Origin of the sequence: Staphylococcus equorum, from assembly GCF_029024965.1 — a bacterium.
GTDB lineage: Bacteria > Bacillota > Bacilli > Staphylococcales > Staphylococcaceae > Staphylococcus > Staphylococcus equorum.
In genome coordinates this window covers 2,630,464-2,653,271 of sequence record NZ_CP118982.1, presented here as the reverse complement: position 1 = coordinate 2,653,271, position 22,808 = coordinate 2,630,464, and the positions used below count along the sequence as shown (strand labels likewise).

Below are 22,808 nucleotides of genomic sequence, written 5' to 3'. Positions count from 1 at the left end.
GCCGTAAGACAGTACTATTATAGCTATTATCTCTTTCATCATGTTCTTTTCTTACCTTTCCTTTAAAAATCTCTTTCACCTGATTTTATTGTTCATTTTTTAATGGGGTCTCTTAATTGTTTCAAAATCAAATTTATACTTAATAACAATGCTTACGGATAGTTGCTGTTAACTCTCTAAATAGCTTTTAACTTTTCATTAAAGCTTTTTATTTTTTCAGCTCTTAGACTTGTATAATATTCAATATCTTCTTCTCTAGTCTCTAAAGGAAATATATTATAAATATCTTGATAAAATTCAATGCTTGATTTATTACGTTGGCCTTCTAAAGATATTCTTGTACTATCAGGCTTAGTTGTTGATAATTCATAATTAGGTATCACACTATGATACACGTTTACTATTTTGCCATCTTTTATCAAATCTGATGTGTTTATAAATTTAATCTCTATATGATGTTGATGTGATAATTCACTAGTTAACATTGCTAGCATAACGTCACAAAACATAATGGTCATAACGCCTTTATTTTCAAATGTAGAGGTTACTTCTAGTTCTTCGATACAAAATTTTTCAGTTTCTCCATAATGATAAAACCTAGATTTGAATTCCTCGTTGTCTACACCATCACACTTACTAACAACACTTTTAGAAATATAATCAAATGAAGTATCTTTTAAATAATAATAAGCACTTCCATAATTTATTAACCTATTATATGTGAAGGCATTTGTTTCTTCATATTTATTTTTACAAATTATATTAAATGGATTGGTAATACTATCCTTTACAATCATACATTACGCTCCTTATAGAATTTTTACTTATATAATAGATAGACTTCACAACATCTATTATTAAACGTTGATTTAAAAACATAGAAAAACACCCCACATTAAAATGTGAAGTGCTAAAGCCGATATTTTTTGAATAGAAATAATATTTGAAGAAATAAAAACACCTACTTTTAATATAATTCTGATATTTTATATTCAATATCCGACTATATCAAAGTTCAACATTTAAAGAAACATAATTGATTCATTCGAATTTAATTATGAGTAGATTAAAATATTTTATTGAAAGTAAGCTTCTGTGTGTCGACAATTGCTCCGACTTTTTTACGATTTCACCCTTTATTTCGTGTGTAATGCCTTAATTTGTAGTCTTCATATAGCATTTTTCCCACAAGAGTGGGTCAGACTACTGCTAGTTCTTTATAAAAATTGATTGCTCGTTTAAACAATTTTGGGTGTAATAAAACAATTGGATTAATAATAAAAATATAATTTTAATTAAAAATATATTCTAAAGTAAAGAGAAGGATATTATTAATAACATTAGCCTTTTAAATAGTAGTTGCTAAAGTAACAAAAAAATATATAATTGATAATGAATATCAATATCAATTATATATGGGGGATTATAGATGAAAAAATTAACAGTACCATTTTTAATAGTATTATTGCTACTATCTGCATGTAGCAATAATGCTCATAAAGAAAAGGCGAAAGATGAAAAAAAGTATACTTTAGACTCTGGTAAAAAGATAAGTATACCCAAAAATCCCCAACGTATAGTTGTTGCAGCTGATACATACGCAGGAGGTATAAAGCAACTAGGTGGACATGTAGTTGGTGTGAACAAAGACATAAAGCAAAGTGAGATATTAAACGAAGAATTCAAAAAGGTTAAAAAAATAAACGCTGAAAATGTAGAAGAAATAGCTGAACTAAAACCAGATCTTATTGTTGCAGATACTGATGACAAAAACTTGAAGAAGTTCCAAAAAATCACAAAAACAATCCCGATGGAATATGGTAAAAGAAATTATTTAGATACTCAGATTCAATTAGGAAAATTATTAGGAAAAGAAGAAAAAGCAAAGCAATGGGTGAATAATTGGAAGAAACAGACAGCTAAAGATGCTAATGAAATTAAAAAGCACATTGGCACTAATGCCACAGTTTCAATTTTTGATGACTTTAATAAAGAATATTATGCTTTCGGTAAAGATTGGGGGAGAGGAGGAGAAATTTTGTATCAGGCATTTAATTTAAAAATGCCAGAACCTTTAGAAAAGGTAGTGAAAAAAGATGGGTATAAAGCTTTATCATTAGAATCAATGCCTAAATACGCTGGAGACTATATTATTACAATGAGCGAGAGAAAATCCTCTCCAGAGTTTGAAAAAACTAATGTTTGGAAGAATATTCCGTCAGTAAATCAAGGTCATGTATTTCACGTTAAAGCTGAAAACTATTGGTATAATGACCCATACTCGTTAGAAGAAAATAGAAAAATACTAAAATCCAAATTGCTAAACAACTAAATTTAACTTTTTATAGAATAATAATTAGAATATTTAAGATAAACAATTTTGTATTCTTTCATAATGTAAAATGATTTTAGACACAACTCTGTTATTATCAAGTTTCTAACTTCAACTATTTTGAATTTAGTTCTCCAATGGTTGGCATTTGTTGTTACTAAATTAAAAAATATTTTTGAGGGTATTATATAAGTAATAGGTATCTAAATACTTGCTACTAGGAGGTTAGTGTATATGTTTAAAAATATATTATTACCCTATGATTTTGAAAATGATTTTAGTGCGATTCCTGACCATTTAGTAAAAATGGTTGATACAGATTCAATTGTTACAGTTTATCATGTTGTTGAAGAAGCTAATTTTGCAACTAATTTAGAAAATTATATTGAACAAAAAAGTGATATTATTAGAGAAAAAGAAAGCAGCCTTGCTCCATTTTTACACGAATTAGATGAAAAAAAGGTTCAATATAAAGTAGATATTGATTTTGGACCTGTTAAAGATACAATCTTAGACAAAATTACTTCTGGCGATACAGATAAAGGTGAATACGATTTAGTAATTATGAGTAATCATAGAGTGAGTTTGAATATTAAACACGTTTTAGGAGATGTTACGCATAAGATTGCTAAAAGAAGTTCTGTCCCAGTATTAATTGTTAAATAAAGATTAAAAGCATAGAAACCTTATTAAACTAAGCATCATGCTAATATTTTTAATATATGCTGACCTAAAAAGTACTACAATCTTATAAAAGTATGTGTTCCTTCAAGGTGTGCGCTGAAAAAGTGTGGATTTTGAAGGGATTTTTAATTCGCTAATTTATGCCCGCCATTATCTGTTTTATTTATTAATTTACTATGTAAAATAAAGAATTTTTGCATAATTTTCAATAATAATGGTATATTACATGTAAGGGTTTACATTTATTAAAAAGGGAGAGATTATTCAAGGGGAAAATGATAGATAAAATAGCCGGATTAAACAAAGATAGGAGTCGCAAGTATGAAAATTATTCCGTTTTCAGATTTGAAAGACATCATTAATGAAGGTGATGTGATAGCCCTAGCAGCATTATCAACGGCTAACTTACCAGCTGAGATTCTCAAAACATTAGTCGATCAATATGATGAGCATCAAACGCCTAAAGCCTTCACCTTTATGTTGGCAAACGATATTAGTGATTATCGTGGCGACAGTTATGATTTAGATTCTTTTGTATCAAGGGGTATGATCAAACGATTAATCACAAGTATTATTACTGGTTCACCTAAGACTATCAATGCAATGCGCAATAATGATATTGAAGCCTATTACGTGCCTCAAGGTGTAATTACGACGCATTATCGTAGTCAAACATCTGCTTCACCAGGAACAATTACTAAGATTGGGCTGAATACCAATGTTGATCCTAGATATTCTGGTGGCAAAGTAAATACGCGTACGACAGAGGATCTAGTATCTTTAATTGAAATCAACGGAGAAACATATTTAAATTATGATTTTCCAGAAATTGATGTCGCATTGTTACGAGGTACATATGCCGATACAGAAGGTAATATTTATATGACGCATGAAGCACATCTTGGAGAGGGTTACAGTGTTGCAGCAGCTACACATAAGAATAAAGGTAAAGTGATTGTGCAAGTGAAAGCAGTCATCCAAAGTGGGCGTTTCAATCCGAGTGATGTATTTATTCCGGGTAAACTTGTAGATTACGTTGTAGTTAATAGCAATCCGAAATATCACAGACAGGTTGTCCAAACACAATATGACCCAGCACTTTCAGGACATTATCAGATTACTGAAATGCGAGAGCCATATATAGCATTAGGTACCCGTAAAGTGATTTTGAGACGTGCAGCTCAATATTTACTTGAAGGAGATGTAATCAGTATTGGTTTTGGCATTAATAATGAATTGTCGAATGTTTTAGAAGAGGAGCAGGCCAATCATTTAGTTCAAACGAATATAGATACAGGCGTTTTTGGTGGCTTAATTAGTAGCGGTAATTACTTTGGTATGAACTACAATCTAAGTGCACGCATGAGACACGAGTTAACATGGGATTTTATCTATAACGATGGCATAGATGTCGCATTCCTAAGCTTTGCTGAAGTGGATCAATATGGCAACGTTAATGTGTCTAAGTTCGGAGACAAAATGAATGGGTGTGGTGGTTTTATTGATATTAGCCAATCAGTTAAAAGGATTGTTTTTTCAGCTTCAATGGTTGTTGGGGGTCAACTAAATTTTGTGAACGGTGAAGCCCAAGTGGAAACACAAGGTAAGTCACCTAAATTTGTAAAAGAAGTTGGCAACATAGATTTTAATGTTGAAAATGCACGAAAATTAGCACAGGAAGTTTATTTTGTTACTGAACGCGCAGTGTTTGAACTGACGGACAAAGGTATTAAATTAATTGAAATTGCACCTGGTTTAGATTTAGAGCGAGATATTTTAGCAAATATGGAGTTTCAACCAATCATTTCTGACGAGATTAACATAACACAGAATGATATTTATCAAAAAACATGGGGAGGTCTGTCTCAGGTAATTAAGTCGGAAGATCGAATTAAAAATAAGGGGGAGAAAAATATGAATTACGACTGGATTAAAACGAGAGCAGTATTTGATGAGGAAAAGCCAGCAATTATCGATCCATTTAAAGGTACTGAATGGACATATCAAGATTTAAATAAACGTGCAGAGAACTTAGCAAATCATTTACAAGATCAAGGTATAGAACGTGGGGATGTCGTTGGTATTTTCTCACCAAACGATGTAGCTATTCTGGATTTATTATTCGCTACATTTAAAATAGGTGCAGTATATTTACCGATGAATTGGCGTTTGAAAACACAGGAAATTGAAAGCGTGATTCAAGATTCTGATGTAAAATTAATTTTTTATTCACAAAAGCATTTATCAAGTTTAGAGGGAATCGCAGACGAACTCATTCATATGGATGTCGATTCAAAACAATATGATGATATGGTCGATCCAAACAATCACCGTCCATTCAAAACGGTACATGTAGAAAAAGATGATTTAGCAGCGTTAATGTACACAAGTGGTACAACAGGATTACCTAAAGGCGTTATGTTTACGTATGAAACTTTCGTCAATAATCCAATAAATACGGCGCTCACTTATAAAATAAATTCTACGTATAAGACGATTGTTTCGACACCAATGTTTCATGTATTAGGCTTTAACGATTTGACGTTACCATTGCTAATGGCAGGCGGCACACTGATTATACAACGCTACTTCAATGGTGAAGCATTAAATGATCTCATGGCACATTACAAACCAAATTATTTAATACAGATACCAACGATGTATTATGCAATGTTAGTTGCAGAGAATTTTGATCTTAAAAACTTCGATAACATTGAATTCTTACTTCAAGGTGGGTCAGCACCACTACCTGCTGTGCAAAAGAAATTTAACAGTATGGGCCTATCTATCGTTAATGGTTACGGTTTGACGGAAGCGCCACTAACAATGGTTAACACGCCAGAAAATGGCGCTGAAAAACCTGGTAGTATTGGGCAGCCTGTCATGTTTGTGGACTATCGTATTTTAAATGATGAATTTGAAGATATACAAACTGGAGAAATTGGCGAATTAGCTGTTAAAGGTAACAATGTTACACCAGGTTATTGGAAGAAACCAGAAGAAACAGCGAAAAATTTCAAAGATGGATATTTCTTAACAGGAGATTTAGCAAAAATAGATGAAGACGGTGATATCTATATCGTTGATAGACGTAAAGAAATGATTATCACTGGTGGTGAAAATGTGCTGCCTTCTGAAGTAGAAGCGGTCTTATCAACACATCCATTAGTAGCACAAGGTGTGGTAGTGAGCTATGAAAGTCCTAAATATGGAGAATCTGTTTCAGCAGCAGTGGTATTGACTGAAGATGATCCAGACTTTGAACAAAAATTAGACGCACACATGAGAGAACACATAGCTGGGTATAAGATTCCGAGAATGTATTTAAAATTAACAAATATTCCGCTGAACTCAACTTCAAAACCAGATAAGCTAGAGTTACAGAAGAAGATGAATAATAAAGCTGACAAAGCGCGTCAACAAGATGATGAATTAGCTTAAATAACTTATGCTTTTATAAATATTTTAAAATAATAACTATAAATTTTTTTGACAAGATTTGTAAGCGTTAACATTAAAGTGGAGGTTTTAATTATGCCAACAAAAGAAGAAGTAATCAAAGCATTATATCCAGAGGATATTTTAAGTATTGCAAAAGATTTAACTGAAGGAGAAGTTAAATTATTAAAACAGCTTAATGATATGTTAGAAGAAAAATATAGAGACTCAGTTAATGAGCATTGGTTAAATGCGACTGAGCCAGAAGACTATTTTGAAGAATTGGGTAAATTAAACTATTTCCAAAATCCGTTACTATTTGAAGGACGTGAAGGAGAAAAAACACCTAGTCAACTATTCCAATTCTTTATGTCATACACAATAGCCAAATTTGATGTTTCTTTAGCGACATTACTCGGTGTACATCAAGGCTTAGGTCATAATTCATTTTGGTTTGGTGGTAGTAAAGAGCAACAAGCCTATTATTTACCCAAATTACAATCACACGAATTACGTACGTGCTTTGCATTAACAGAACCGGAACATGGCTCTGATGTCGCGGGTGGATTAGAAACTACTGCGAAACGTGAGGGCGATCAATGGGTTATTAATGGTGAGAAAAAATGGATTGGTGGTGCAAATGTAGCCGACGTTATGCCAGTATACGCAGTAGATGTAGATACTGGTAAACCTAAAGGCTTTATTGTCGAGCCTAGTCAAGAAGGCGTGGAAATCGAACTTATTGAAAATAAAATTGCACTCCGTATCGTTCCTAACGCCAAAATTCGTCTGAAAAATGTGGTCGTGAAAGAAGAACAAAGGCTGCAAAATATTAATAGCTTTAAAGACATTGCGAAAGTATTATATTCTACTCGTGCAGGCGTGGCGTACATGGCTACAGGAGCGATGGCAGGCGCATTAAAAGCTACGACAGACTATGTAACGCAACGTAAACAATTTGGTAAGGAAATTAGTAAGTTCCAATTAATTCAAGAGAAATTAGCTATGATGCAAGGCAATCTAGCTCAAGCAATGGCGACATGTGCGCAACTTGCACGTATGCAAGCAAAAGGTGAATATGATGAAGTGGCAACTTCAACAGCTAAAATGATGAATGCACTGAGATTAAGAGAAACAGTATCAATGGGCCGTGGTGTGCATGGTGGAAATGGTATTTTAGCAGGAGAGTACGATATTGCAAGATTCTTTGCAGATGCTGAAGCGATTTACACATATGAAGGCACACATGAAATCAATGCACTTGTAATTGGAAGAGCAATCACGGGAGACTCAGCATTTATTTAATATAAAATATGAACGATTGAAGATATAGAAAAAACAATTTGGAGGTTTTAGTATGACGATAAGAAAAGCAACTGTGTTAGGTGCAGGCACGATGGGTAGTCAAATCGCTGCGCTCCTTGTCAACGCAGGTTTAAAAGTAAAATTATTAGACATTGTGATTGATGAGAATGAACCTAATAAAATTTCCAAAAAAGCTTATGAAGTAATAACTAATCCAAAGCGTCCACAGCTATTTGACTTAGCCTTTGCCTCAAATTTATCTTATGGCAACTTTAATGAAGATTTAGTTGAGCAAGATGACGCTGACATTTATATTGAAGCAGTAAAAGAAGAAGTGGATATTAAGCATAATGTTTGGGATAAAGTGAAAAAGGTAGCAAAAGATGATGCTATATTTGCGACGAACACATCAGGTATTCCAATAGAGTCGATTGCAGATGTATTTGAAGGAAAAGATAAAGAACGCTTTTTCGGAATGCATTTCTTTAATCCACCACGCATTATGAAATTAGTCGAAGTAATTCCAAATGAAAAAACGTCTGAAGCGGTAGTGGAACGCGTACAAGCATTTGCAGAAGATGTATTAGGGAAAGGTGTCATTGTTGCAAATGATGTCCCAGGATTTGTGGCTAACCGTGTTGGTACACAAACGATGAATGACATTATGTACAGAGCTGAAAACCAAGATTTTTCTATTACAGAAGTGGATGCTTTAACTGGCCGTAGTATTGGACGACCAAAAATGGGAACGTATGGTTTATCAGATTTAGTTGGTCTTGATATTGCTATGACCGTAATTAAAGGTATGCAAAGCGTTCCAGATGAACAACCATTTTTCCACGATGTAAAACTTTCGGAAAAATTAGCGGCAAAAGGTGCATTAGGTAATAAAACGAAACAAGGATTTTATAAAAAAGTAGATAAAAAGCGTTTCGTCTTTGATGCAGAGCAAAATGATTATGTGCCACCGCAACCACCACAATTAGAGATTTTAGGCAAGTTTAATAAAGACTTGGCTTCTAACTTAGACGTTATCTTTAATGCACAAGATGATGCAGGCATATTTCTATGGGAAACATTGAGAAATAATTTCTATTATTCAGCGATTAACGTGCCGAAAGCGGCAACTGATTTTAAAGATATTGATCGCGCATTAGTATGGGGTTTTAACTGGAAACAAGGACCATTCCAATTGTGGGACTTAATGGGCTTCGAACGTGTGAAGTCACGCATGAAAGAAGAATTAGGATCACTTCCAGATTGGATAGAGCAACGCAATGAACCATTCTACAGTGAAGGTGAATCTATTGAACGTGTTACACCAGTCGCAGAGTATATTGATCAAGAAATTTGGGAAAGAGCAGATTCTAACTTATCTGTGGCGAATAAAGATCAATTACTTTTAAAATTACAAAGTAAAAATAATGTGATTACTGGCGGATTCCTTGATGATTTATTAGAATCAATTAACAAATTAGAAGATGAAGACTATAGTAGCATGGTCATCTATGCAGGCGGCAACAACTTTAGTGTCGGTGCGAATTTGTATCAAATGAAAAAAGCACATGAAGAAAACCAAGTGGTATCAGAAGTAGGCGCCATGGTCGAAAAACTTCATTATATATTCACTAGACTGAAACATGCGTTGAAACCAGTTGTTACTGCAGTTCAAGGTAGAGCCTTAGGTGGCGGTTGCGAACTTGTACTTCATTCACCATTTGTGGTAGCTGCAAGTGAATCTTATATTGGTCTTGTTGAGACAGGCGTAGGCTTACTACCAGCTGGTGGTGGACTCGCAGAATTAACGGATAGAGTATTGCGCACAAATCATAAAAACAATGATAAACAAGATTCAATTACTAAAATATTAATGCAAGTTGGTTTCGCAAAAGTTTCTACAAATGCATATGAAGCAGTGAAATATGGTTATTTGAGAGAGACGGATACTGTAATATTGAATACTGAAAGACGTGTTGAAGTTGCATTAAATAGAGCGCGTTACGAATCAGAAACTAATTATGTACCTACACCAAAATCACAATATATTGCTTTAGGCAAAGACTTTAAGGCATTAGCTGAAGGTCAGTTAGATGCACAACGTATGGGTAACTTTATCAGTGACTACGATTATGAAATTACGTTGAAAGTGGCAGAAGTATTAGCAGGCGGTGACATTCCTCGTAACACATACGTGAATCAAAGATATTTACAGACACTTGAAAAAGAAAGATTTTTAGAGCTTTTACAAAATAAAAAAACGTATGACAGAATTTCACACATGTTAGAAAAAGGAAAACCATTACGTAATTAATAGTTGAGAGTAAAAAGAAAGGGTGAACTTAAATGCGAGATGCATATATTGTAGCTTATGGACGTTCAGCAGCTGGTAAGGCAAAGAATGGGGCAATGGCTCACGAAAGACCAGATGAAGTGGCAGCAAAAGTATTAAAAGGTGTATTGGAAAGAGTTGGAGGTTCATTTGATCCTAGTATGGTAGAAGACGTTATCGTCGGCAATTCATTTCCAGAAGGCTTACAAGGACAGAACATTGCAAGAACAATTGCATTACTTGCAGGCATGCCAAACGAAGTACCAGGACAAACGGTTAACCGTTACTGTTCATCAGGCCTTCAAACGATTGCGCATGCAGCAAACCAGATTAACGCGAATCAAGCAGACATCCTTGTAGCAGGCGGTATTGAATTGATGAGTGCAGTACCAATGGGTGGTAATGAACCAACAAACAATCCGATTCTGCAAGATGAAGATTCAGGTGTTTCTTATCCAATGGGACTAACTGCAGAAATGGTAGCAGAAACTTACAATGTGTCTAGAGAAGACCAAGATGCATATGCAGTACAGAGTCATCAACGTGCTACAAAAGCACAACAAGAAGGTAAATTTGATGACGAAATTATACCGATTGAAGTGAATAAAGTCACTTATGATCAAAATGGTCCAGTCGTTTCGAAAGAAGTATTTAAAGACGATGAATTAATCAGACCAGATACAAATAAGGAAACTTTAGCTAAATTACCTACAGTGTTTAAGGCTAACGGTACAGTGACCGCAGGCTCCTCGGCACCCTTAACAGATGGTTCAGGGTTTGTCGTAGTCATGTCTGGTGAAAAAGTAAAAGAATTAGGCGTGAAACCCATCGCACGCTTTGTTGGCTTTAAAGCTGTGGGTGTAGATCCTAAGTTAATGGGTATTGGTCCAGCGTATGCTATTCCAGAAGCATTGAAATTAGCAAACTTGGATGTTAAAGATATTGATTTAGTTGAGTTAAACGAAGCATTTGCATCTCAAACATTAGCTTCCATTAGAGAAACAGGTTTAGATATGGAGAAAACCAATGTTAATGGTGGTGCAATTTCACTAGGGCATCCGCTTGGCGCAACAGGCGCGATGTTAGTAGGCAGACTACTTTCTGAAATGAAGAAACAGCCAGATACGAAATACGGAATGGTTACGATGTGTATTGGCGTTGGCATGGGTGCTGCTGGCATTTTTGAATATGTAAGATAATCGTAGTTTGAATATGTAATAAATAACCCCTTAAGCGTAAGATAAATGCTTAAGGGGTTTTAATTTATGATTTGTTATTTTATTATGGTTTTAATTCAAAGTGATAAATTGATGTGCATGTTGATGTGTAAGTGATTCAGGCCATTCGATTGCTAATGATGTCCAGCTTTTTCCACCGCTTTCGGAATAGAAAACCCCTTTATTATTAGCAATGTAAAATATACCATCCTTTTCGGAGATGGCTGAAATTAAGGTGCCCTCTGGTGCAGGTAAACCTTCATCAGCTTCTGTCCAAGCACTTTCATGTTCTTTATCAACATAGTAAATCGTTGAAAACGTGTCATCATCATAATTATGTGCGTTAAACGGTGAGTTCGATGTAGCGATGACAATATTACTGGAATTGTTAGAATTAAGCGCTAATCCATAGCCGTATCTATATTTTATACCATCAATGAATGTCGTCCATGTTTGACCATAATCATCGCTTTCAATAAATGTATCTCTACCACCTTCTAAAAAGGCATCTCCTAAAACGCCGTACAATTGATTTGGGTAATCAGGATGGCTCTTAAGCACATGAATATCTATAGGTAGCACACGATCTGTGCGTGGGAGCTCCCAATGTTGACCATAATCTCTGGATTGAATAAATCCGCCGGCTTCAATAGTTAAATTGATTGTTCCGGGAGATTTAATATTAGTATCAAACCATTTTACATGATGCGTAAATGGTCTAGGCGGGAAGAACCATTGATTTTTACCTTGTATATGTTCAAAATCTGTAAGGAGTTCAAATGTTTGTCCCTCATTATAGGAGATGAAAAGCGCACTTGGTTCCGTGCCAACAATTACGGTGCCAGAAGATTTACCAGTATCAACCACTGTCACTGCTGTGATTGATGTCATATGAATATCATCTTTCTTAAATGGGCTATTGTAAGTGAACCTTGTGCCTATTGGAGCCCATGTATCACCCTTGTCGGTACTTTTCCATAAACCATGGTCAAACGTGCCGCAATATAATATATTACTATTTAAAGGATCTTGAGCTATTGAAATCGGGTTAGTGCCCTCTAATTTAAATGCTGTATGAAGGCCTTGTGCATCATTTTTAATAAGCAATAATGCATTGTCATAAGTGATTGCGCATTGAGCCATATTTATCACGCTACCTTTGGGTAAGTTTATGATTTAAAGTATCGTATCAGACTTGTTTAACAAAAAGAAATTGAGTTACAAATACCTTAGATAATTATGCTGTTAGAAAACAACAGAAAATGAATTAATGTTGTTTTGTTCTTGGCTATAGTACATACATACTAATAAACATCACGTTGGTAACGTTGATTTTTAATTAAATCTCTTAAATAGTCTTCTGCACTATCTTGGCTGTAATTACCATGTTTAATCAGTACATTCACTAATGCTTGATGGACACCTGAAGCCATCTCATCTTTATTTCCACATAGATAAATCGTAGCGCCCTCTGTTATCCATTTATAAAATTCAGCACTATTATCTTCAATACGGTGTTGGACATAAATTTTAGTTTCAGTATCTCTTGAAAAAGCTAAATCTAATTTACCGAGTACACCGTCACTCAGCCAGCCCTCTAAATCACTCTGATAAAGGAAATCTGTATTATAATTTTGATTACCAAAAATAAGCCATTGTGATCCTTTAAGTTTTAAGTGTGCGCGTTCTTGTAGATAGGCTCTGTAAGGTGCGATGCCTGTGCCAGCACCAATCATAATGACAGGTGTGGTTTCTTCATAAGGAAATTTGAAGTTTGGATTCTTTTTAAGATAAACAGGCATATGATCACCAGGTTGTGTACGTTCAGCAAGTTGAACGGAACAAACGCCTAGACGTTCACGACGATGCGCTTCATATTTCACGACACGTACTGTGATTTGTACACGATTTGGATTAACGTTGTTACTGCTTGCGATTGAATATTCTCTTGGTGGTAATTTTCTTAATAATTGCGGTAACATTTTTGGTTGAAGTGATACGGGTGTAAAGTCTTTAATCAAGTCGATGACATCTCGACCATAAATATAATCTTGAATCCAATCATTTTTTTGAACATTTGCGTTTAACATTGGATTACTAAATAACTCAGCAGCACTTTTCATTAGGGCAGGTGTTATTTTTGAAATTTCAAAGTAATGTGTCAACGCATCTTGTAATGTTAATGGTTGTTCATCTTTATCAACATAAACAAGTGTTTCAGCGTCCCAACCTAAAGTATCGATAAAGTGTTCAACAAGGGCAGGGTCATTTTCAGGTATTACTACTAAACTATCTCCAGGCTCATATGATTCGTTGTAACCTTCAAGAGATAATTCAAGATGTCTGACTTCGCGTGTTGCATTGGCTTCAGTCAGTACATTATTTTGTATTACTTCAGCTTGAAATGGGTTTGATTTGGAATACTGACCATGAGGTTCTTCAATTGTGACTTCATCGTCTATCACATCATTTGCATCTGTGTTTGGCGAAACGTTGGTTAATAGCTCTAGCATATCTGCAATCCATTGTTCTGCTATTTCTTCAAAATCAAAATCACAATCTACCCTTTCAGCTAATCGATGACCGCCTAATTTTCCGAAGATTTCATCAAAGTCTCTTCCTGCCTGACAAAAATCTGGATAGCTTTCGTCTCCTAATGCGAGTACAGAGAAGTTTAATCCATCTAATCGTGGGGCTTTATCACTGTGCATAAACTCATGAAAATCTATCGCGTTGATTGGGGGCTCTCCCACGCCTTGTGTAGAACATATGATAAACAGGTAATCTATATTTGTCAGTTCATCTAGCGGGAAATCATCCATCTCCGACAAATGAACATTTAAATTGTGTTCCTTTAATTTTGCTTCAAATTGATCGGCAACTTCTTCAGCATTACCTGTTTCAGTACCAAATAGAACATGTACTTCTAAAGGTTCAGCTACGGAACTATCAGTTGCGTTTGATGGTGTCACCTCATCATCCTGCGTTTCAGGATTAACTAAATAACTGCCTAACCATTGTTGCTGACTTGAAGATAATGTTGGCAGAAGTTGATTTATAAGTGCCAATTGTTCTTTGTTAAAAGGAGTATTGGTTTCATTTAGTTGCAAATCATTCACCTCGTCTTCTTTTATTGTATGAGGTTTGTGTAAACATCATGTCCTTAAATCATAACATCATTGAATTACTTTATTAATTAATTGAAATAGGATTAATGTTTTTGATTCTCTGAAATGATCTTGTTTATTTCATTTATATCTCTTTGTGCTCTTCTACTTTCAATAGACCAAATAACAAAGTAAATCATTGTATATATGAGTATAAATACGATGATGACCGAGATTCGGAGTGGAAACCAACCTGTTTTATTGAGTTTCAAATGGTCGATATAATCGATATTGATGATTTCTGATTTAGATATTTGTAGGAAGTTTGAACTTAATTGTTTTTTAATAGTATATAATCTTTCGTTCAGGGTAAAGTGTTGATTCCATGTATAGATGGTTAGTATTTTATTTTCCATCCTGAAACATATAATATCTCGCTGTTTGATAAAGTGAATTTCATCATTATGTTTGCCTGTAAATGTTTTTCGGTTGGATAATTGTTTGATGTATTGCACGATATCTGGCAAATTTTCTGCGTTTTCATTAGCTTGTATTATAACTTCATCTTCGGATAATGCATTGTTGTATTTAACTCTGACCTTCATATGCAACGCCTCCTGTTAAGTTAAGTAAAACAAATATTAGCATTAAATACTACATAGTTTAATTAAGCGGTCAGTATTGCTAACTAAGTGGTTACAAATGCACATTAAGTGGATGACCTTTAAAAATGCACATAATAAATTCCCCTAAATCATTCTTGGTAGGGAATGATTTAGGGGATATAAATTATATCTTTTAAAAGGAGAAGTTGATATATAAGAAGTGCTCAATTTCTTAATATCTTTTATATTATAATAGCTAGAGTTTTAAGTTTGGGGTGCTCGTGTATATCTAATGATATCTTAAAGATTTAGCTATTAGGGTGTAATAGCGAATGCGCGTACAGGAAATCCTGGCGCGTCTTTAGGTTTAGGGCTAATCGTGTAAATAAGGGCACCACGTGTGGGTAGTTGATCTAAATTCGTCAACAGCTCAACTTGGAATGTATCTTGTCCTAGGACGTAACGTTCACCAACGATATCACCATTTTTGGCTACATCTATCGAAGCATCTGTATCAAATGTTTCGTGACCAATGGCTTTGACTTGTCGTTCTTCGAGCAAGTATTTTAAAGCATCGAGGCCCCAACCGGGTAAATGGAGGTTGCCATTGCTGTCTTTATTCTCGAATTGTTCGATGTCTGGCCAACGTTTCGACCAATCACTGCGTAAGGCGACAAATGTGCCGGGTTCAATTGTTCCATGCGTTGATTCCCATTGTTCGACATGTGTGCGAGTTAATATGAAATCTGCATTCTCTGCTACTTCTTGTGAAAAATCTAAAACAACAAGTGGTAGGGCGAGTTCTTTTAAATCTAATTCATGTAAATAGCGTGTGTTTTCCACAAAATGAATAGGTGCATCAATATGTGTACCGTACTGACTTACTATATTCCAATTTTGAACATAAAAGCCATCGTCTGCTACGTTAAACAGGGTAGAAACTTTAGCGCGTTCAAACTCACTGAAGCATGGAATGGTTTCATCAAATGTGTGGGTCAAATCGACCCACTTTGATGATTTTAATTGTTCTAATTGTTCCCATAATGGATAACTCATGTGTATCACCACCATTTTTAATCGTTATACTGTTGCTGTATTTGTTGATTTTCGTAACTTATCAACGGCATTTACTAAGACACTTAATGCTTCTACTACTTCATCTTCTTTACGTGTCTTCAATCCACAATCTGGGTTGACCCAGAATAACGAACGATCAATTTCTTGTAAGGCACGATGGATTGCTTCTGTAACTTCTGATTCAGTCGGAATACGTGGACTATGAATATCATATACCCCTAAACCAATACCTAAATCGTAAGTAATATCTTCGAAATCTTTAATCAAGTCACCATGGCTACGAGATGTTTCAATAGAAATCACGTCTGCATCTAAGTCGTAGATTGCGTGTATGATTTGTCCAAATTGTGAATAGCACATATGTGTATGAATTTGTGTTTCATCAGCCACGGAAGATGTTGCAAGTTTAAACGAATGCACAGATTTGTTTAAGTAGTCTTCGTGATATTCTGAACGAAGCGGTAAACCTTCTCTTAAAGCAGGTTCGTCTACTTGAATAATTTGAATACCTTCATTTTCAAGTGCCAATACTTCTTCATTAATAGCGAGCGCAATTTGATCTTGTACTTCTTCACGCGGTAAGTCTACACGTTCAAATGACCAGTTCAGAATTGTGACAGGTCCAGTGAGCATACCTTTTACAGGCTTGTCTGTTAAACTTTGTGCATAAAGTGTCTCTTTCACTGTAAGTGGTTCAGCCCATTTCACATCGCCATAAATGATAGGTGGTTTCACCGCACGTGATCCGTATGATTGTACCCAACCGAATTTAGTTACTAGGAAACCTTGTAGTTTTTCACCAAAGAATTCGACCATATCATTACGTTCAAATTCACCATGTACTAAGACGTCTAAACCAATATCTTCTTGAATTTTAATCCAGCGTGCAATCTCATTATTTAAGAATGATTGGTAATTTTCATCTGATATGCGGTCATTTTTCCAATCAGCACGATATTTACGTACTTCTTGAGATTGTGGGAATGAACCAATTGTTGTCGTTGGTAAATCTGGTAAATTAAGACGTTTGTCTTGTGCTTGTTTACGCGTTTTAAAAGCAGATTGTCTTGAAGTACGTACGCTGTCAAAATCGTATTCAAGGTTTTTAAATGATTGATTCTGGAAACGTTCATAGCGTGCTTTTAATTGATTATATTTTTCAGCATCATTGTCATTAAATAGGCGTCTCAAGGCATCTAATTCGTCTAATTTTTCAGTTGCGAAACTTAATCCTTCGGCAATTGATTCTTCAAGTGTTTCGTCATCTAATGATACAGGAACATGCAATAATGACGCTGATGGTTGAATAACAAGATCATTTGTATAATTTTGTAACGTGTCGATAAGTTCTTTTTTAGCTTCAATGTCAGCAGCCCAAACGTTACGACCATCGATAATACCTGCATAAAGTGTTTTGTTTTTATCAAAATCGCCAGCTTTAATTTGTTCAAGGTTAAAGTTATGGTCATGAACGAAATCTAGGCCAAGCCCTTTAACAGGTAAGCTGTTTAAAAATTGTAGATTAACACGTTCGAAATAGGTTTGTATCACGATATGATTTTCTAAACCAGCCTCAGCGAAATACTCATATGCTGCTTGTGTAATAGCTTCATAATCTGCGCTGTCATCTGTCACTAATGCAGGTTCGTCGATTTGAATATATTCAGCACCAGCTTCTTTTAGTGATTGTAGTACTTCTTTATATAAAGGTAACAGTGTGTTTACTTTTTCTTCGAAAGATTGGTCGCCACCTTTAGATAATTTAACAAATGTAATCGGACCTACAATGACAGGATGTGCGTTTACATTTAAAGATTTTGCATAATTAAAGCGTTCTAATAAGACATTGTGATTAAGTTTCGGTTCGGCATGATCCCATTCTGGAACGATATAGTGATAGTTTGTGTTGAACCATTTGATTAAGGCACTTGCAACATGTTCTTTATTACCTCTAGCAATATCGAATAATAAATCATCATCTATGTCTCTACCTTGGAAACGTTCAGGAATAATATTAAAAAGTAAAGATGTATCAAGAATATGGTCATAAAGTGAAAAATCGCCGACAGGAATACTTGATAAATTGTAATTTTTTTGTAGTAATAAATTTTCTTTATGCAAATCTGTTAATTGTTGATGTAATGTATCTAAATCTAATTTTTTAGACCAGTAACCTTCGATTGCTTTTTTCCACTCTCTTTTTCTACCTAATCTTGGAAAACCTAAGTTTGATGTTTTAATAGTCATAATATTGCCTCCTGTTTAGTTGAAGTAATTGATTTTGAATAAGCTGCAAGTTCTAATGTGTAATCTGCTTTTTGGAATGGTGTAATTAAATACAAACCATTAAAGTATTCATGTACTGTGTCAATCAGTTCTTTGGATAGTTTCAAGCTCAGTTCTTTTGATTTTTCTTTATCATCTTTAACGGCTTCAAATTGTTCTAACACTTCTTCTGATAATTTAATACCAGGTACTTCATTGTGTAAAAACAAAGCGTTATTATAACTTGTCACTGGCATAATACCGATAAAGAAAGGAACATCTAAATGTTTCGTTGCTTCATAGACTTCTTTAATTTTTTCAGTACTATAAACCGGCTGTGTAATAAAGTAGTGCATACCGCTCTCTAATTTTTTCTCTAAGCGTTTTACTGCACCGTCTAATTTTCTTACATTTGGATCAAAGGCACCTGCGATGTTGAAGTTTGTCTTTGTCTTCAGCGCATCACCATCTGTGTTAATCCCTTGATTGAAACGCGATGCAATTTCGGTTAAACCTTTGGAGTTTACATCGTATACGTTTGTAGCACCAGGTAAGTTACCAATCTTAGAAGGGTCACCTGTGATGGTTAATATTTCATTGATGTCTAGTAGTGATAGCCCTAATAAATGAGATTGTAATCCGATAAGGTTACGGTCGCGACAAGTGATGTGCACTAATGGTTCGATATCGTATTGTTGTTTAATAATGCTTGCTGCAGCGACATTACTAATTCTTACGGTTGCTAAAGAATTGTCTGCTAAGGTGACCGCATCGATATTGGCGTCATCAAGTTTTTTGATATTTCTGAAAAATGTATCTGTATCTAAGTGTTTCGGTGTATCTAATTCAACTATAATCGTCGGACGTTGTTTTACTTTTGATGTTAGATTCTGAGATTGTTTTGATTTAGATGAAGTACTCGTATATTTTGTGATCGGTATTACATTTTTTTGTGTTACAGGTTTCAAATTATCTATAGATGATTTAATGAATTCAATGTGCTCAGGTGTTGTACCGCAACAACCACCAATGACGCGAACGCCTTCGTTAATAAGCTTCTGTGCGACATTGCCAAAATACTCGGCGTTATCGCTGTATTTAAATTGGCTGTTTTCTATATCAAGCAAACTTGCGTTCGGATAGCACGATAAGTATGCGCCTTCTGGTAATTCAATATGTGAGAATGATTGTTGCATATGATGGGGACCATGATGACAATTCAATCCCACAATATCAGCACCACTTGCTGCTACTTGTTGTAACGCTGTATTAATCTCTGTACCGTCCCTTAAATAATTTGTATTCAAAGCAGTGAGTTGGGCAATAATCGGTATATTGTGTTTACGTTTTGTCGCTTTTATAATATTTGTAAGTTCTTCTAAGTCGTAATAGGTTTCAAAAAGTAAACCATCTACGCCAGATTCTACTAAAGTATCTACTTGTATTTCTGTATGATACTGAATCGCAGATAGACCTAAATCTTCTTGTTTAACGCCTCTAAAGCCTCCAACAGTACCTAAGATGAATGTGTCATCTTTTGCAGCTTCTTTTGCGATTTTTACAGCAGATTGATGAATTTCTTTCACTTTATGTTCTAAGCCAAAGTCTTTTAACTTTTCAAAGTTTGCACCATACGTATTGGTCTGTATAATATCTGCACCAGCTTCAATATAAGAACGATGGATATGTGCTACTTTCTCAGGATGTGTTAAGTTGTAAGCTTCAGGACATGTATCTAGACCTTCAGAGTAAAGAATGGTGCCGATCGCGCCGTCAGCTACTAATATGTTGTTCTTCAGTTTGTCGATGAGTTGACTCATTGAAAGCCTCCTTAATTGCGTAATTTAAATCTGAAATTAATTCATCCGCAGATTCTAAACCAACACTTAATCTAAATAATCCGAATGTAATGTTACGTTCTTCGCGTACTTCTTTAGGCACTGCTGCGTGTGACATTGTAGCTGGGTGAGAAAGAATTGTTTCTACGCCACCTAAACTCACAGATACGAGTGGTAATGATAATGCGTCTACAAATGCTTGTGCTTTGGTTTCGTCTTTTAATCTAAAGCCTAATACTGCACCACCGTGACGCGCTTGTGATAAATGTAAGGCGTCATTTCCCGGGTAATATACCTCAGCAATTTCATCACGCTGAGCTAAAAATTCATAAAGTTGTTGCGCATTTTCCACAGATTGATTGAATCTCACTGGCAACGTTTTTAAATGTTTTGCTAAAGTCCAGCTATCGTGAGCAGATAATGCTGTGCCTGTACCATTTTGTAATAAATAAAGTGCATCTGCTACGCTTTGATTATTGGTAATCGCTACACCGGCAATAATGTCGCTATGACCACTTAAGAACTTCGTTGCACTATGAACAACGATATCTGCACCAAGTGCTAATGGTGATTGACCAAGCGGTGTCATAAATGTGTTATCCACTGCGAGTAAGAGTTGATGTTGTTTTGCGATGTGAGCTGCACCTTTAATATCTGTAATTTTGAATAATGGATTAGATGGTGTTTCTACGTAAATTAGTTTTGTGTTGTCTTGTATCGCATCTTCTATCTCATTTAAGTTTGTCGTATCTACTGTTGAAAATTGAATATTAAAACGTGTTAATATCTGTTCGGTTAGTCTGAATGTACCCCCATAAACATCATCAGGTAAAATAACGTGATCACCAGCATTTAACGTAAGCAATACTGCTGAAATTGCGGCGATACCTGAAGCATAAGCAAATGCGTGACTGCCACCTTCTAGTTTGGCTAATTTTTCTTCTAATAATGCTCTATTAGGATTACCACTTCGTGCGTAGTCGTATTTTGCATTGCCACCTAACACTTTTTGATGAAACGTAGAAGAATCATATAAAGGAGGGTTCGCCGAATCATAATCTGTACCTCTATGTGCATCGAATATTACTTCTGTCTCTTTTGATAAACTCATGAAATCACTCCTTGGTTAGATTTTTGTAATGCTTGTACGATGTCTTTCTCAATATCTTCATAATTTTCAATTCCGATAGATAGTCTAAGTAAATGTTCGTCAATGCCACGTTTGTCTTTTTCCTCATCTGGCATATCGACATGGGTTTGGGTATATGGAAATGTTATAAATGTTTCAGTACCACCGAGACTTTCGGCGAATAAACAAACTTCTAAATGTTCTAAGAATTTGTCAGCTTTATAGGCTTTGTTTAAACGTAAGCTCAACATGCCAGTACGTCCGCTATAAAGTACTTTATCAATTGCGTCTAAGTTACTACATCGTTCTGCGAGTAATTTAGCGTTATATTCTGAACGATCCATTCTGATGTGTAGTGTTTTTAAGCCACGTTGTAGTAAATAACTATCGAAAGGTGATAGTGTAGCACCAATCATATTGTGTAACTGTGCTAATTGTTCTGCTAGTGCATCGTCATTCACTGTGACAACGCCAGCAAGTACATCGTTATGGCCACCTATATATTTTGTAGCAGAATGTAAGACGATGTCTGCACCATCCTCAAGTGGCGTTGAAAGATAAGGTGTTAAAAATGTATTATCTATAATTGTTAGTAAATTGAATTTTTTACTTAAGATATAGTACGGATCGATATCAACTTCTATCATTTGTGGATTAGAAATCGGTTCTATAAATAGTGCTTTTGTATTTTCAGTAATACTTTGTTCTACTTCTTCATAATTAAGGAAGTCTACATATTTGAAATGAATACCGTACTGTTGCTCGTAAAAATCAAAAAGTCTAAATGTGCCACCGTATAAATCAAAAGATACCAATATTTCGTCACCAGTTTTGAATAAATTACAAATAAGTTGAATGGCTGACATACCACTTGAAGTTGCAAATGAAGCAGTACCTCGTTCTAGTTTTGCAAAAGCTTCCTCAAATGCTGAGCGGGTTGGATTTTTCGTTCTTGTATAGTCGTAACCAGTTGATTCGCCTAGGTGAGGGTGTTGGTATGCTGTTGATAAATAGATTGGATTTGCAACTGCGCCTGTATGATCTTGTGACAAAGCAATTTGTGCCAGTTCAGTATTTTTCATAATAGATAACCTCCTTTTAAAAATAAAAAAAGCTTCCGTCCTTTACACCCGAATAATCGGATATAAAGGACGAAAGCTTAGCTCGCGGTACCACCTTTGTTTGTTACTCTATCACTAAAGTAACCTTATCCAGTACGCCAAATTGTTGAATAGGCAACAGAGACTGAATAGTGACATCGTATCTTCGTTGGAATTAAAAAACCTCATCTTATATGAATAAAATGAGTATTAACGAAATATACGACGCGTGGATTTAATCCAGTACGCCATTTAACAAAATGTTAATACTGTATCGCTATAACGGGCGATCCCGTTGACACCTCATATTGGTATCAACACTCAAAGGCCATTTTCAAACTTTCTTTCCGTGTCTTCTTTCAGCGAACAAAGACTCTCTGTG

General features: G+C 35.0%; 15 protein-coding genes, 1 pseudogene and 1 other annotated feature (1 of these 17 running past the window's edge). Of the genes and pseudogenes, 7 read left to right on the top strand and 9 right to left on the bottom strand.

Features of this window, described 5'->3' with window-relative positions; genetic code table 11:
- Window positions 1-176: 176 nt before the first annotated feature.
- Window positions 177-797 (bottom strand): hypothetical protein, encoded by a 621-nt coding sequence (locus tag PYW44_RS12890; protein ID WP_002506166.1) that lies wholly within the window; start codon window positions 795-797, stop codon window positions 177-179.
- Between the two features lie 632 nt (window positions 798-1,429).
- Between PYW44_RS12890 and PYW44_RS12885 the strand changes: the two genes are divergently transcribed.
- From PYW44_RS12885 to PYW44_RS12855, 7 genes and pseudogenes are all read left to right on the top strand, one after another.
- On the top strand, window positions 1,430-2,332 hold the full coding sequence (locus PYW44_RS12885; RefSeq protein ID WP_002506165.1) for an ABC transporter substrate-binding protein: 903 nt from the start codon (window positions 1,430-1,432) through the stop codon (window positions 2,330-2,332).
- Between the two features lie 234 nt (window positions 2,333-2,566).
- A complete protein-coding gene (locus PYW44_RS12880) occupies window positions 2,567-2,998 on the top strand; it encodes a universal stress protein (protein ID WP_021339291.1) in 432 nt (143 codons plus the stop codon).
- A 339-nt stretch (window positions 2,999-3,337) separates the two neighbouring features.
- Window positions 3,338-4,909: pseudogene (gene fadX / locus PYW44_RS12875) on the top strand (fatty acid degradation protein FadX); the annotation flags it as partial.
- 21 nt (window positions 4,910-4,930) lie between these two features.
- Complete coding sequence (gene fadD / locus PYW44_RS12870) at window positions 4,931-6,457, top strand: long-chain-fatty-acid--CoA ligase FadD (RefSeq protein WP_002506162.1); 1,527 nt, start codon at window positions 4,931-4,933, stop codon at window positions 6,455-6,457.
- Window positions 6,458-6,550: 93 nt separating this feature from the next.
- A complete protein-coding gene (gene fadE / locus PYW44_RS12865; RefSeq protein WP_002511908.1) occupies window positions 6,551-7,759 on the top strand; it encodes an acyl-CoA dehydrogenase FadE in 1,209 nt (402 codons plus the stop codon).
- Between the two features lie 52 nt (window positions 7,760-7,811).
- Window positions 7,812-10,070: a 3-hydroxyacyl-CoA dehydrogenase/crotonase FadB gene (gene fadB / locus PYW44_RS12860; protein WP_002506160.1), complete on the top strand. Its 2,259-nt coding sequence runs from the start codon at window positions 7,812-7,814 to the stop codon at window positions 10,068-10,070.
- Window positions 10,071-10,102: 32 nt separating this feature from the next.
- The gene (locus PYW44_RS12855) at window positions 10,103-11,287 is read left to right on the top strand and encodes a thiolase family protein (protein ID WP_002506159.1); all 1,185 of its coding nucleotides are present in this window, start codon (window positions 10,103-10,105) and stop codon (window positions 11,285-11,287) included.
- A 90-nt stretch (window positions 11,288-11,377) separates the two neighbouring features.
- Here the strand turns inward: PYW44_RS12855 and PYW44_RS12850 are convergent, their stop codons facing one another.
- From PYW44_RS12850 to PYW44_RS12815, 8 genes are all read right to left on the bottom strand, one after another.
- A complete protein-coding gene (locus PYW44_RS12850; protein WP_021339290.1) occupies window positions 11,378-12,448 on the bottom strand; it encodes a beta propeller repeat protein in 1,071 nt (356 codons plus the stop codon).
- Between the two features lie 161 nt (window positions 12,449-12,609).
- A complete protein-coding gene (locus tag PYW44_RS12845) occupies window positions 12,610-14,415 on the bottom strand; it encodes an assimilatory sulfite reductase (NADPH) flavoprotein subunit (RefSeq protein ID WP_021339289.1) in 1,806 nt (601 codons plus the stop codon).
- 101 nt (window positions 14,416-14,516) lie between these two features.
- Window positions 14,517-15,017: a LytTR family transcriptional regulator DNA-binding domain-containing protein gene (locus tag PYW44_RS12840; protein WP_021339288.1), complete on the bottom strand. Its 501-nt coding sequence runs from the start codon at window positions 15,015-15,017 to the stop codon at window positions 14,517-14,519.
- A 315-nt stretch (window positions 15,018-15,332) separates the two neighbouring features.
- The gene (locus tag PYW44_RS12835; protein ID WP_002511910.1) at window positions 15,333-16,073 is read right to left on the bottom strand and encodes a cyclase family protein; all 741 of its coding nucleotides are present in this window, start codon (window positions 16,071-16,073) and stop codon (window positions 15,333-15,335) included.
- A gap of 24 nt (window positions 16,074-16,097) precedes the next feature.
- Window positions 16,098-18,344 carry a 5-methyltetrahydropteroyltriglutamate--homocysteine S-methyltransferase gene (gene metE / locus PYW44_RS12830; RefSeq protein WP_031266001.1) on the bottom strand — a complete coding sequence of 749 codons (2,247 nt, stop codon included), beginning with the start codon at window positions 18,342-18,344 and terminating at the stop codon, window positions 16,098-16,100.
- Window positions 18,338-20,179, bottom strand: coding sequence for a bifunctional homocysteine S-methyltransferase/methylenetetrahydrofolate reductase (locus PYW44_RS12825; protein WP_021339287.1), 1,842 nt, complete (start codon window positions 20,177-20,179; stop codon window positions 18,338-18,340). The genes metE and PYW44_RS12825 overlap by 7 nt, the downstream gene beginning before the upstream one ends.
- Window positions 20,133-21,308, bottom strand: coding sequence for a cystathionine beta-lyase MetC (gene metC / locus PYW44_RS12820; protein WP_021339286.1), 1,176 nt, complete (start codon window positions 21,306-21,308; stop codon window positions 20,133-20,135). The genes PYW44_RS12825 and metC overlap by 47 nt, the downstream gene beginning before the upstream one ends.
- Window positions 21,305-22,408: a PLP-dependent transferase gene (locus tag PYW44_RS12815; RefSeq protein WP_002506150.1), complete on the bottom strand. Its 1,104-nt coding sequence runs from the start codon at window positions 22,406-22,408 to the stop codon at window positions 21,305-21,307. The genes metC and PYW44_RS12815 overlap by 4 nt, the downstream gene beginning before the upstream one ends.
- A 62-nt stretch (window positions 22,409-22,470) precedes the next feature.
- Window positions 22,471-22,808, bottom strand: a binding site (T-box leader); it runs 40 nt beyond the window's last position.